The sequence below is a fragment of the Actinomadura sp. 6N118 genome (genome assembly GCF_044326415.1).
In the GTDB taxonomy this organism is placed as follows: Bacteria; Actinomycetota; Actinomycetes; order Streptosporangiales; family Streptosporangiaceae; genus Spirillospora.
In genome coordinates this window covers 23589-36757 of sequence record NZ_JBIRAZ010000018.1, presented here as the reverse complement: position 1 = coordinate 36757, position 13169 = coordinate 23589, and the positions used below count along the sequence as shown (strand labels likewise).

The following is a 13169-nucleotide window of genomic DNA, read 5'->3' as shown; positions in this document are numbered from 1 at the left end:
ATAGTCCTGGATTGCCGGGAGTGGCTTTGCGGCCGGCCAGCCCGGACGTGCAAGGGAGGCACGGGGGGATACCTTGGTCGCATGGCCGATCTAGAGATCGACGTTGTCGTCGTTGGTGCCGGTCCCGCCGGTGAGAACGTGGTCGACCGGGTGGTGCGCGCCGGGCTGACCTGCGCGGTGGTCGAGGAACACCTGGCCGGGGGCGAGTGCTCGTACTACGCGTGCATCCCGAGCAAGGCGCTGCTGAGGCCGATGGACCTGATCGGTGAGGTCTCGCGGGTCCCGGGGCTGGAGCTGGGCCCGGTGGACGCGTCCGCCATCCTGGCCCGCCGGGACGAGGCGATCAGCAATCTGAACGACAGCGGCCAGGTCGAATGGATCAATAAGCTGCCCGCGACGCTGGTGCGCGGGCGTGGTCGTCTGACCGGCGAACGCGAGGTGACGGTCACCGGGACCGACGGAACGGTCACCGTCCTACGCGCCCGGCACGCGGTGGTGCTGGCGACGGGCAGCGTGCCGGTCGTTCCGCCGATCGAGGGGCTGGCCGAGGCCAAGCCGTGGTTCAGCCGGGACGCCACGACCGTGCGTAAGGTGCCCGGTCGTCTGGCGGTGCTGGGCGGCGGCGTGGTGGCCTGCGAGATGGCTCAAGCCCTGCACTCGCTCGGCGCGAACGAGACGACGCTCCTCGTCCGGGGCGGGCAGCTGCTGGGGCGCGTCGAGCCGTTCGCGGGAGAGCTGCTGGCCGACGCGCTCAGCAAGAGCGGGATCGACGTGCGGCTCAACATCGAGGCGCAGCGGGTGGAGCGCGCTCCGGACGGCACGGTGACCGTACACCTGTCGGACGGGTCGACGGTCGAGGCCGACGAGCTGCTGGTGGCCACCGGCCGCCGACCTGCCACCGACGACCTCGGGCTCGACGTGGTCGGCCTCGGCGGCAAGGGGCCGGTCGAGGTGGACGACAGCCTGCGCGTCCCCGGCAGCGAGTGGCTGTACGCGGTCGGCGACCTCAACGGCCGTAATCTGCTCACCCACATGGGCAAATACCAGGCTCGTGTCTGCGGCGACGTCATCGCGGCCCGCGCCAAGGGCGAATCCGAGGACCGGCCCGCCTTGCGTGACACGGCCGACGCCTACGGCGCACCGCAGGTGGTGTTCACCGACCCGCAGGTCTCGGCGGTCGGCCGCACCGAGGCCGCCGCCCGGAACGAGGGCTTCGACGTACGGGTCGTCGAGTACGACATGGCCAACGTCAGCGGCGCCTACCTCCTGGGCGACGGCTACAAGGGCCGGGCCAAGGCCGTCGTGGACGAACGGCGCAAGGTCCTGCTGGGCGTGACCTTCGCAGGGCCGGGCGTCGCCGAGCTCGTCCACGCGGCCACCATCGCCGTCACCGCCGAGATCCCGCTGGACAAGCTGTGGCACGCGGTCCCGTCGTTCCCCACGGTCAGCGAGATCTGGCTGCGCCTGCTGGAGGAATACGGCCTCTGACCCGCTCAGGCGATGAGGATCATGCCGATGGCATAGGCGATGCACCGCGCCCTGATCTCCGTTCGCCATCGCCCATCAGCGCGCCGTACGTGGCGCTGGTTTGAGGCCGACGATGGCGAGGAGGGCGGGGAGCAGCAGGAAGGTGCCGCACGACACCACAACTATTGCCGTGAACGTCGTGGCGGCGAGGGCGATCGCACGGGCGCGGCCGGTGAGCAGCCTTACGGCGGCGGCCATGGCCAGCACAGTGACCGCCGCGAGGCAGGCTGCGGTGGCCCTCATCAGCGCGTCCAGGTCGAGCCCGCTCCCGACGACAGGAACCGCCAGGATCCCGGTCACGACTGCCATCAGCGCCAGGCTGCGGCGCGGCACTTGGCCGGGCTCGGCGCCTCGGGAGAACCACCCGGGCAGCGCCCGGTCCCGGGCAAGCGCGGCGCCGAGCCGGGCGCCGCCGGCGATGTAGGTGTTGATGGCGATGAAGCTCAGCGCGAGCGCCACGACGGCGGTGATCGGACGGGCCACCTCGCCGAAGCCCTCTTCGAGGAGCAGAGCCAGCGGGACCGCCGAGGTGGCCGCGCGGTCGCCGAGGACGCCGGTCACGGTCACGACCAGGCCGAGGTAGAGCACACCGACGATGAGCAAGGTGAGGGCGGTGGCGCGTGGCAGGAGCCGCCCCTCCTTGAAGTCCGCCGACAGGTGGCTCACCGCCTCCCAACCGGCGAACGCGAAGAACAGCACCCCGGCGGCGTGCACGACGCCCATCCCGCCGTGCGGGGCGAAGGGCGAGAAGTTGGCCGGGTCCGTACGCGGCCCGGCGACGAGGATCGCCGTCACCAGCAAGGCCGCCAGCGCGACGACCAGTACGAGTTGCAACCGCCCCGACATCCGCAAGCCCGCGTGATTTGCGGCGAACGCGACGAGCAGCAGGCCGCACGCGACCACCACCGTCGTCGCCCGGCCCCCGCCGATGGAGGCGGCCACGTACTCACCGCCGATCAGTCCCCCGGCCAGCGTGCCGACGGGCACCGCGGCGAAGAACCACCACCCGGCCATGGCTCCAGCACGGGCCCCGAAGGCCCGTGCCACGAAGGTCGCCGCCCCGCCGCCATCGGGGAAGCGTGTGCCCAGCACCGCGAACGTCGCCGCCACCGGCACGCTCAGCGCCAGCAACGCCGCCCAGGCCAGCACCGATGCCGGCCCGGCAGCCGCCGACGCGAGATGAGGCAGCGCAAGCACGCCCGGCCCCAGCACGGAGCCCACCAGGAGGGCCGTGCCTTCCCCCAGGCCGATGCCGGTCCTGGTCTGCGCCGTCCGCGGGCTCGACTTCGCCGTGACCGCCACTACCGCCTCCTTGCATACGCTCAGCACAATGCGCAGAACGTAGCCATTTGGGCGGTGACGGCAGCCTCCATATGAACGTTTGACCAGAAGTAGTGGGCATAATCCGGTCATGGACGAACTTGATACGGAGATCGTGCGGCTTCTCCAAACGGATGCTCGGCAGTCCAACCGGGAACTGGCCAGACGCCTCGGGATCGCGCCGTCCACCTGCCTGGAGCGAGTCCGCTCACTCACCCGGCGCGGCGTGATCCGCGGCTACCACGCCGACATCGACCTCGCCGCGCTCAACCGCGGCGTGCAGGCCCTGGTCTCGATCCAGGTACGGCCGCTCAACCGCTCGGTCATCAACACGTTCAAGGAGTTCGCCTCGGGCCTGCCGGAGGTGATCAGCGTCTTCGTCGTCGCGGGCGGCGACGACTTCCTGCTGCACGTGGGGGTGCGGGATCTCGATCACCTGCACTCGTTCCTGCTCGACCGGCTCAGCAAGCGCAAGGAGATCGCCGGTTTCCGCACCTCGGTGATCTTCCAGCAGGTCAGCAATCCCGTGCTCAGCCGCCTCGACGATCCGTCCGATTGATCCCGGCCGGCTCGTTCTGGCGGGTGGTCAGGAGCACACCGGGCAGGCCGGATCCCGCTCGATCGGCTGCCATTCGGGGACGAGCCCGGTGTGCAGATCGAGCACGACGTACGCCCCGGCTGCGCGCGGCGGTTCGAAACCCGTCAGATAGCGCAGCGCCTCGTACGCCACGAGCGAGCCGAACTGCATGGTCAGCGGCCCGATGAGCGCGTTGGTGAACGGTCTTTCCCGGACGAGCCGCTGGGCGACGCCGGCCGTCGTCCGCTCCCCCACGCCGGGCAGCGCCCGCTCATGGCATCGCAGGCACGCGCTCTTGCCCGGATCGACCGAGCAGTAGATCAGCTGGGTGCGCATCATGCCGCCAGTCACGAGCGGGATTCCGGCCTTCACCGCCGTCGCGTTCAGCCAGAGGTGCGAACCCCGCTCCCCGTCCAGGCCGCCGGCCATCACGTCGATCCCCGCGGTCAGGTCGCGGAGGTCCTCGACGCCCGCGATCCAGCGGTCGACCGTGCGCACCTCGATGTCCGGGTCGTACTCACGCACCCACTCGGCCGCCCGCTCCACCTTCGACCGGCCGAGGTCCGCGTGCCGGTAAAGAAATTGGCGACTGAAGTTGCGCGACTGGACGACGTCATGGTCCACCAGGGTCATCGCCCCCACGCCGAGCCCCGCCAGGCACGGCACTATCTGGGAGCCCCCGCCGCCGACGCCCAGCACGAGGACGTGCGACTCCCGGAGCCGCCGCACGTACTCCGCACGCGATCGTTCGAGGTCGGCGAACGAGCCGAAGAACGACAGGTTGGACGAGTGCCTCTCGTCGAGCGCGGGATCGCCCAGCGTGGCCTGACCGGCGTCCTCCAGCAGACCGAGGGAGGCCAGACCGTCGAGCCCTTCCTGGACATCCTGCTCGGTCAGAGTGATCCCGCGTTCCGCGAGGGCTCCTGCGAGCTCCCGTGCGGTACGCGGCGCGTGGCGTAGCTCGGTCAGCAGCGCGGCGATGTGGCCGTCCGGATCGGCGAGCGTGATGGACTCCCGGGGATCGGCGACGACCACCAGCTCATCGCCGAGCGGCTCCCAGACACATTCCTTCAGCGCGACGGGCACACGGCCTCCCATGACGACACGGCTCCCATGACAAACGGGGACGACCCGGCGAGAAAGCTCGCCGTGCCGTCCCCGAGGGTCGGTGGACTACTGGTTGGAAGCGCCGCTGGTGGCCTTGATCGGCTCTACCTTCTTGACCTCGATCTTCATGGGGGCTCCTCTCGAGGTGGGCTACGCCTACGAATAACGATCATGCCTCAGGACGCGCCGGAGATCCATCCCCCGGATCGTCAAGGCCAGCACGACGAGCCAGGGCCCGAAGAAGAACGCGGCACACACAAGCGTGTACCAGAACGTCCCGTCCAGCGGAGGCGCGCTGATGCCGTCCGCCGTCCATTCCATGACCGGCGGCACCGTAGGCAGTACGAAAGAAAACACCCAAGCGACGACGGCTGCGAACCCTGCCAGCCACAACCACCGGAACCACAACCCCACCTGCACGTCCCGAGGATCGGCCGTGTCCAACTCCTCGGTCTCCGTTGCGCTGAGCCGCCCGAAGGCCCGCCGCAGCAGCAGGGTCTTCACCCGCCACAGGTTGCGGCATCTGGCCGCCGTGATGAACACCGCATACAGGTCGGTGCGCAGGAAGAGCATGCACTGCCACAGCAGCTGCGACACGAGGACGAACGACCACGCGGCGGCAAGCGAGCCGACGACCGGAGGAAGATCTGAGTCCGCCACGAGACGCACGGTCAGCAGGCACGTGAGCACGACGGAGTCGAGGGCCATCCCGGCCAGCAGCGGACCGAACCGCCGCCTGCGCGGCACCGCCCACAGCTGCGAGAGATCGGTCTCGAAGACCATGAACACCATGCGCCGGTCCACGCCGAACCGAGCGGGCACGCCCACCGCCCGCGCCGCCAGCCAGTGCCAGATCTCGTGCGCGGCCATCACGACGAGAGTGAAGGGATACAGGAAGAGGATGCTCCGGCCGATGTCGGCGAAGACGAACGCGTCCTCGGCGGGGTCCGGACGCAACGAGGGGACACCGACGAGCAGACCCACGTTGAGCAGAGCGCACGCCGCGTAGACCACCCAAGCAGTCCGGCCGAACAACACACGCACTACGCCCAACGCAAGCCGGTCCCGCCGCGCCGCCGCCGCAGGAGTCGCAGGCGAAACCGTGTCGGCCCCCGGAGCCGCCTGCTCTTCCTCCACAAAGCCGAGCTCTCGCAGCGTGGCCACGAAGTCGGCCATGTCGACCGGCTCCCCGGCGAATGCCGCCGCCTCCCGACCCGCCTCCTCCGGCGTCGCCCCGCGCTGGAGAGCGGCGATCACCACCGCGCCGACCTTCGGCATCGCCACGAACGTGCCCGTCTCCGGGTCGCCGACGAGGACGTCCTCGCCCTCGTCCACCAAGGAGAGCGGCCGCAGCCGCACCGGCTCGCCCGTCATCCCGGGGACGGGCCCAGGGCTTGGCCCGGAGCTGGGGCCTGGGCTGGGGCCGGATCCGATCCCTGGCCCGAGGCCGAGCCCGAGCCCGAGCTTGAGCCTTCGGCTGAGGCGGGCATGCGCGCGCGGGCCAGGTTGATGAGCGCCCGGGCCGCCGGACTGGTCGGTCCATCGGCCCGCCAGGCGAGCGCGATCCGCCCGGACATCCGTGGACGGGTGATCTCGACTGTGTGCAGTTCGTCTTGGTGGGGGAGCGTGGCGGACTCCGGTAGGACGGCCACGCCAAGGCCTCGCGCGGCCAGTTGCGCCAGCGTCAGCGGGTCACCGATCTCGAACGAGATACCGGGGGTGAAGCCGGCGGCGGAGCAGGCGTCGTCGATGACCGCGCGCAGCCCGGTGCCCTTCGGCAGGCAGATGAGCTTGCGATCCCGGAGGGCGGTCAGCGGGATCGTGTCGCGGCGCGCCAGCGGGTCGTCGAGTGCGACCGCGGCAACCACAGGCTGGTCGATGATGACCTGGGTCTCCAAGCCCTCGGGTGGCACCGCGCCCATACTGATGAAGCCCAGGTCGAGCCGACCGGTGCGGAGCGCGTCGATCATGTCTGCGGCGCGGGCCTCGGACAGGGTGATCTCCACCTGCGGGTGGTCCCGGTGGAAGTCGGCAAGCAGGCCGGGCAGGTCCAGGACCTTCATCCATTCGATCACCCCGACGGTGACGTGCCCGCGTACCAACCCGGTCAGTTCGTCCACCATGAGCCGCGCCCCGGCGACCGCGGACAGGGCCGCCCGCGCGTACGGAAGCACGGCGCTGCCCGCCTCGGTCAGCCGCACTGTGCGGCCGGAGCGGTCCAGCAGCGGCAACCCGAGCTCGCGTTCAAGCTGGCGGATCTGCGCGCTCACGCCGGGCTGGGCGACGTGCAGGCGCGCGGCGGCACGGGTGAAGCTCGCCTCTTCGGTCACCGCCACGAAGTATTCGAGCTGCCGAAGCTCCATAAGCAGAGATGCTAACAGCGGGAAGATCTATCTCTTGGACTTCTGGAAAACCGGACGACAGGGTGGATACCTCAAGCCGGCACGTGCGCGCGGCGGCGGTCACGCCAGCGAAAGTTAGTCGGACTTCCGCGCGGGCTCTGCCTTCTGCGCACGCGCCGCCTCCTGCGCGTGCGCGGCGGTGAGCATCTCGTCGGCGACCTGGAAGAGTGCGGCCCGCTTCTCCTCCATCGTCCCCTCCATGTCGGCCAGCGCGAACCCGCCGAAGTAGACGGTGAAGAGAGCGCTGATCGAGCGGATGCGCCCGACCATGTCCGCCTCGGGCTCAGCCATCAGGCTTCCCAGTGACTTCATCCGGTCCCTGAAATCCTCGCCTGGGCGCATGTCGCGCAGGGCGGCCTGGTTCTCCTGCAGGAAGCGGAAGAGCGAGGCGCTTCCGGCGAGCGTCTCATTGAGACGGCGAAGCAGCTCACGCCGGGTATCCAGGGTCGGCGGGCGCTCCTCGGCCCACGTGATCAGCTCGTCGAGGGCCGTGCCGAGCCGGTCGAAGAGGCTGAGGACGATGTCCTCTTTGGTCTTGAAGTGGTAGTAGAGCGCGGCCTTGGTGACATCGAGGCGCTCGGCGATCTCGCGCAGCGAGGTCTTCTCGTACCCGTGCTCGAGGAACAGCTCCAGAGCCGTGTCCTGGATGCGCTGGCGCGTGTCCTTGCGGCGTGTCTGGGTCTTGGCCACGGCACGCTCCCTCCTCGCAGGCTGGGCCTTCTTGGCGGCCCGCCTACCTCGACGTGGACCTAGGTCCAAGGTCCGAGACTAACTTACTTGACGCCCGGCTAGTTAGCGCCGTACGGTCTCCTCAGTTAACTAGCCGGGCGGCAAGTAAGTTCCGTTCGGCTCCTCCCCCAGGAGTTGATGACCATGGCTGGAACGCCGACCACCACCGAGACACCGCCCAAGGCCCGGAACCAGTACGTCGTCCTGGGCGCCGTTTTGATCGCAATGATGCTGGCCTCCCTCGACAACCTCATCCTTGGCACCGCGATGCCCACCATCGTCGGCGACCTCGGCGGGATGGCCCATCTGTCCTGGGTGGTCACGGCCTACACCCTTGCCACCGCCGTTTCGACCCCGGTCTGGGGGAAGCTCGGCGACATGTACGGCCGCAAGGGCGTCTTCCTGACCTCGATCGTCATCTTCCTGATCGGGTCAATGCTCGCGGGCGTGTCACAGGACATGACCCAGCTGATCGTGTTCCGTGCCGTGCAGGGGCTCGGCGGCGGCGGGCTGATGGTCGGCGCGTTCGCGCTGATCGCGAGCCTCTTCCCGCCGAGCGAGCAGGGCAAGTACCAGGGCATGATCTCGGCGGTCATGGGACTGACCATGATCGGCGGCCCGCTGATCGGTGGCTTCATCACTGACAACCTGAGCTGGCGCTGGTGCTTCTACGTGAACCTGCCGCTGGGCGCGCTCGCCCTCGTCATGGTGGCGACCGTCCTGCACCTGCCCAAGCATCGCAGCGAAGCACGGATCGACTACATGGGCGTGGTGTTGCTGGGCACCGCGATCACGTCGCTGGTGCTGGCCACCACCTGGGGCGGCAACGAATACGCGTGGGACTCGGCCACCATCATCGGGCTCGGCGTGCTGGCCGTGGCCGCGGGCGCCGCGTTCCTGTTCGTTGAACGCCGCGCCGCCGAGCCGGTGCTGCCGCTCGGGCTGTTCCGCAACCGCAACTTCACCCTGGTCACGCTGATCGGCTTCCTGCTCGGCGTGATGATGTTCGGGGCGATGACCTTCCTGCCCCTCTTCCAGCAGGCGGTGCAGGGCGCCTCGGCCACCAACGCCGGGATCCTGATGATGCCGGTCTTCCTGTCGATGATCCTGATCAACGCCTTCGCCGGCCCCTTCATCACCCGGACGGGCCGGTACAAGCCGATCATCATCGTGGGCAGCGTGCTGGTCACGGTCGGGGTGCTGCTGCTCGCCCAGATGGACACGGGCACGAGCCGTCCCATGTCGATGGTCTTCATGGCCTTCCTCGGCGCCGGGATGGGCTGCCTGATGCAGACCACGATGATCGTCACGATGCAGAGCGTCGAGCTGAAGGACATCGGCGTCGCCTCGTCCACCGCCACGCTCTCCCGCACGATCGGGGGCTCGATCGGGGTGGCCGTCGCGGGCGCGCTCTTCACCGGCCGGATCCAGGACGTGATGGCGGACCATGGCTACGCCGGTTCGAGCGAGAACGCGCAACTCGACTCGGCCGCGCTCGCGAAGCTGCCCGACGCCATGCGCAATGTCTACGAGCAGGCGGTCGCGGCCGGAACCCACCAGGTGTTCCTGATGGCGACGGCCCTCGGCGTCCTGGCCTTCGCCGCGACGTGGTTCATCAAGCAGGTCCCGCTCAAGGACCCGGCCGAACGAGCCACGGAGCAGCCCCCGGCCGACCGCGAGCCCGCCCTGGAGCTCGTCTAACCGGCACGGCCCTGACGGCCCGCGTACGCCCGCCCGGCTGTACGCGGGCCGTCCCGTGGCCCGGGCGGTCGGCTGGGGCCGTCCATGGCCCTGGCGGTCAGCCGGAAGTCGCCTCGGCCGCCGCGCGCTTGGCGGCCTGGCGGCCGATGACGTGGCGGACGAGCGTGGTGAGGACTTCCTTGCCCGACTCCCTCCGCCGCACGTCGCAGAGGACGACCGGAATGTCCTCGCTCAGGTCCAGCGCGGCGGAGATCTCGTCGCCGTCGTAGTCGTAGCCGTCGTCGAAGCAGTTCACGCCGATGATGAACGGCAGTCCCCGGCGCTCGAAGTAGTCGACCGCCGGGAAACAGTCCGCCAGCCGGCGCGTGTCCGCCAGCACGACCGCGCCGAGCGCGCCCTCGGCCAGCTCGTCCCACATGAACCAGAACCGGTCCTGGCCCGGCGTGCCGAACAAGTAGAGGATGAGCCGTTCGCTGAGCGTGATGCGGCCGAAGTCCATGGCGACGGTGGTCGTGGTCTTGCGTTCCACGCCGGAGGTGTCGTCGACGCCGACACTCTGCTCGGTGAGCAGCTCCTCGGTCTGCAGCGGCCGGATCTCGCTGACGCTGCCGACCAGCGTCGTCTTCCCGACCCCGAAGCCGCCCGCCACCAGGATCTTCACCGGGTACGGGACCGTTTCAGAGGGCTTCGAGTCCATGCAGCACTTCCCTGAGCAGTTGTTCGCTGACGGTCCCGTCGTTGACGGCCGTCTCTTCGCGCCGAGGGCGCAGCACTCCGATGAGGTTCTGGTCGAGCAAGTCGCCGAGCAGCACCCGCACGACCACCAGCGGGAACTTCAGATGCCCGGAGATCTCCGCGACGGACAGCGGCCGCGCGCACAGTTCAAGGATGGCCAGGTGCTCGGGACCGATCCCCACCTGGCCGTACGCCGGGCGGCCCCGGGTCTCGATGACGGCCATCATCTCGAAGCCCTCGCGGGTGACCGGGCGTGCCCGCCCGCGCGTCAGCGCGTACGAGCGCACGAGGGGACCGGCCTCCTCATCGAACCACTCGTTCCCGGTCATCACCTGATCACGACTCCTCGCCGCCCTCCACCGGCTCGGCGCGCCCGCGCCGGGTACCCGCCTGGATGGACGACATCATCGAGCGGAGTTCCTCGGGCGACCGTTCGTTCCTGGCTTCGACCGGCGCCGGGAGGACCAGCTCGCCCGTGCTCGTCTCGTCCCTGCGCAGCTGAGGCGCCAGGTTGGCCTGGCGGACGCGCTGCGGGAGGGCCGGCCGGGACCCGGCGGAGTCTCCCTGGCCCGTCCGGCGGGCCGGCAACTCGGGTCGCACTCCGGGCGACGACGGCGGCGGCAGGACCGACTCGGGCGGCACCATCGGCACGGACGCGAGCTCGTCGAACACAGGCGGCGGGACCGAGGTGACCGGCGGTCCGGTGGGCGGCGGCGCCTGGGGCAGCCCGAACGGCTGAACGGGCTGCGGCGACTCAACGGGCGGCGGTGATTGAACGGGCTGCGGCGACTGAACAGGTGGCGACGGCTGAACGGGATGCAGCGGCTCAGGCTCTTGACCCAACGGCTGGACGGGATGCGGCGGCTCTGGCTCTTGACCGAACGGCAGCCGCAACACCGACCCGCCCGAGCCGGGGCCGATCTGGGGAATTGGGCCGGTCTCGGCGCTCGGGCCGGGGCCGATCTGAGGAATTGGGCCGGTCTCGGTGCCCGGGCCGGGACCGATCGCGGGGAGAGGGCCGGTCTCGTGCCGGAAGTCGTGCAGCGCGCCGACCGGGATGCGTGCGTCCTCGGCGCGGCGCGTGAGGGCGGCCGGCCCCGAGCCGAGCTCGTGCTCCTCGCCCGGCGCGACGATGTCGAGCGGCAGCAGGACGATCGCCGTCGTGCCGCCGTACGGGGACGCGCGCAACGAGACCTTGACGTTGTGCCGCCGCGCCAGACGGCCGACGACGAACAGGCCGAGCTGCGCGGTGTCGGACAGGTCGAACTCGCCGGGCGACGCCAACCGCTCGTTGGCGGCGGCGAGGGCCTCGGGCGTCATGCCGAGGCCGCGGTCGTCGATCTCGACGATGAAGCCGCGCGCGGCCTGCTGGCCGGAGACCTGGACGGTCGTGTGCGGCGGCGAGAAGATCGCGGCGTTCTCGATGAGCTCGGCGAGCAGGTGGACGATGTCGGCGACGGCGATGCCCGCCACGGCCGCGCGCGACATCGGCGCCACGTTCACCCGCGTGTAGTCCTCGACCTCGGAGGCGGCGGCGCGGGCGACGTCCATGACCGCCACCGGGTTGCGCCAGGCACGGCCGGGCGCCTGGCCGGAGAGGATGATCAGGCCCTCGGCGTGGCGGCGCATGCGGGCGGCCAGGTGGTCGACGCGGAAGAGGTCCTCCAGGTCCTCCGGCTCGGTGATCCGCCGTTCCATCGAGTCGAGCAGGCCGAGCTGGCGGTGCAGGAGGGCCTGGCTGCGGCGGGCCAGGTTGACGAAGACGTCGTTGATGCTGCGGCGCAGGGCGGCCTCCTCGACCGCGCCCTGGATGGCGGTGCGCCGCGCGGCGTTGAACGCCTGGCCGACCTGGTCGATCTCCGCGGTGCTGAACGCCAGCGGCGGCGCCTCCGCGGCGACGTCGACCTCCTCGCCGCGGCGGAGCCGCCGGATGACCCGGGGCAGCCGGACGTCGGCGAGGTCGAGCGCCTCCCGGCGCAGGCCGGACAGGTCGCGGATGACCGACCGTGCGACCCAGATCGCCAGCACGATCGAGACGATGACGGCGACGAGGCCGAGCGCGCCGGCGACGACCAGGCGCAGCATGATGCGGTCCGAGATCGGCTCGGCGCGGCGCTCGGCGGCCGCCGCCAGGGCGAGCTCCAGACCGCGCAGCCGGGTCAGGTTGGAGTCGGCTGTGGTCTTCCACACCACGTCCACACCCGTTTCCGGCTTGCTGCTCTGCCCGGCGAACCGGTCCTCCATCTGGCGCAGCCGCGTGTACTCCGGCATTCCGGTGATCCGCGCGAGGTAGGCGCGATCGTCGTCCGTCAACTCCGGGCCGGCGAGGTTGTAAAGGGTGCGCTGGGCGCCGACCATCCGGCTGAACTCGGCGCGCTCCAACGGTGTCACGCGCCCCGCAGCGAGCGCGCCGGCCAGCAGCGCGTCCTCTTGGGAGAGCATCTCCCGCGCACGGATGAGCGCGACCTGGTTGCGCGCGTCGCGGGCCACGTCAGCGTTGCTGAGGGTGGACAGCGAGCCCTGCAACGTTCCGAGGTCGGTGACAAGAGCGGTGTAGTTGCTGAACGACTGCGCCCGCGTCATGCCCTTGCGCTCGACAGCCGCCCGGGTGGCCGAGAGCCCGTCCAGCTGCTGGACGATCCGGCTGGCCAGCCGCTTGGCCTGGGCGGAGGCCGCGTCCTGGGCGCCCTGGTCGGCGGCCAGCCGGCGGAACAGGTCCGCCTGGCGGTCGGTCACCAGCCGACCGGACTCCATCGCCGCCTGGTCGCCCGCCGTGCCGCTGCCGAGGAAGACCGAGGACAGGCGGCGTTCACTCTGCAGCGCGCTGGCGAGGGCGCCGGACGGATAACCGAAATGGTCGTGGACGGTGTCGACCTTCCGCAGGTTCAGCCCGTCGCCCAGGGTGAGGCTCGCCGCGAACGCCCACAGCGCGCTCAGCGACACCAGCGACACCAGCACCAGTGCGACGACCTTGAAACGGACGGACCGGAACCTGCCCGATCCCGACCGGCTACGCCGGTGACCTGCTCCCGAACCCACTCGACGGCCCTTTGTTCCCACAGCGGAAGGCT

General features: G+C 70.3%; 11 protein-coding genes. 3 read left to right on the top strand and 8 right to left on the bottom strand.

The features are described 5' to 3' along the window. Window positions 1-81 precede the first annotated feature (81 nt). On the top strand, window positions 82-1488 hold the full coding sequence (locus ACH34W_RS37495; RefSeq protein ID WP_395965926.1) for a dihydrolipoyl dehydrogenase family protein: 1407 nt from the start codon (window positions 82-84) through the stop codon (window positions 1486-1488). Between the two features lie 75 nt (window positions 1489-1563). Here the strand turns inward: ACH34W_RS37495 and ACH34W_RS37490 are convergent, their stop codons facing one another. After that, window positions 1564-2829, bottom strand: coding sequence for an APC family permease (locus tag ACH34W_RS37490; RefSeq protein WP_395965925.1), 1266 nt, complete (start codon window positions 2827-2829; stop codon window positions 1564-1566). A 109-nt stretch (window positions 2830-2938) separates the two neighbouring features. Between ACH34W_RS37490 and ACH34W_RS37485 the strand changes: the two genes are divergently transcribed. Then, window positions 2939-3406 carry an Lrp/AsnC family transcriptional regulator gene (locus tag ACH34W_RS37485; RefSeq protein ID WP_395965924.1) on the top strand — a complete coding sequence of 156 codons (468 nt, stop codon included), beginning with the start codon at window positions 2939-2941 and terminating at the stop codon, window positions 3404-3406. A 27-nt stretch (window positions 3407-3433) separates the two neighbouring features. On the opposite strand, the gene ACH34W_RS37480 is transcribed toward ACH34W_RS37485, so the two are convergent. The 4 genes from ACH34W_RS37480 to ACH34W_RS37465 form a co-directional block, all read right to left on the bottom strand. Beyond that, on the bottom strand, window positions 3434-4510 hold the full coding sequence (locus tag ACH34W_RS37480) for a HesA/MoeB/ThiF family protein (RefSeq protein ID WP_395965923.1): 1077 nt from the start codon (window positions 4508-4510) through the stop codon (window positions 3434-3436). A gap of 177 nt (window positions 4511-4687) precedes the next feature. Next, window positions 4688-5905 carry a hypothetical protein gene (locus tag ACH34W_RS37475; RefSeq protein WP_395965922.1) on the bottom strand — a complete coding sequence of 406 codons (1218 nt, stop codon included), beginning with the start codon at window positions 5903-5905 and terminating at the stop codon, window positions 4688-4690. After that, window positions 5902-6894, bottom strand: a complete 993-nt coding sequence (locus tag ACH34W_RS37470) for a LysR family transcriptional regulator (protein WP_395965921.1) — start codon at window positions 6892-6894, stop codon at window positions 5902-5904. Before ACH34W_RS37470 ends, ACH34W_RS37475 begins: the two co-directional genes overlap by 4 nt. Before the next feature lie 114 nt (window positions 6895-7008). Beyond that, window positions 7009-7623, bottom strand: coding sequence for a TetR/AcrR family transcriptional regulator (locus ACH34W_RS37465; RefSeq protein WP_395965920.1), 615 nt, complete (start codon window positions 7621-7623; stop codon window positions 7009-7011). Between the two features lie 183 nt (window positions 7624-7806). On the opposite strand from ACH34W_RS37465, the gene ACH34W_RS37460 reads away from it, so the two are divergent. Beyond that, entirely contained in the window at window positions 7807-9363 is a 1557-nt protein-coding gene (locus tag ACH34W_RS37460) for an MDR family MFS transporter (protein WP_395965919.1), read from the top strand. Between the two features lie 97 nt (window positions 9364-9460). Here the strand turns inward: ACH34W_RS37460 and ACH34W_RS37455 are convergent, their stop codons facing one another. From ACH34W_RS37455 to ACH34W_RS37445, 3 genes are read right to left on the bottom strand one after another with little or no spacing between them, the layout of a single operon-like run. After that, window positions 9461-10060, bottom strand: coding sequence for a GTP-binding protein (locus ACH34W_RS37455; protein ID WP_395965918.1), 600 nt, complete (start codon window positions 10058-10060; stop codon window positions 9461-9463). Continuing rightward, window positions 10041-10427, bottom strand: coding sequence for a DUF742 domain-containing protein (locus tag ACH34W_RS37450; protein ID WP_395965917.1), 387 nt, complete (start codon window positions 10425-10427; stop codon window positions 10041-10043). Before ACH34W_RS37450 ends, ACH34W_RS37455 begins: the two co-directional genes overlap by 20 nt. Before the next feature lie 7 nt (window positions 10428-10434). Next, window positions 10435-13137: a nitrate- and nitrite sensing domain-containing protein gene (locus tag ACH34W_RS37445; RefSeq protein WP_395965915.1), complete on the bottom strand. Its 2703-nt coding sequence runs from the start codon at window positions 13135-13137 to the stop codon at window positions 10435-10437. Window positions 13138-13169 lie beyond the last annotated feature (32 nt).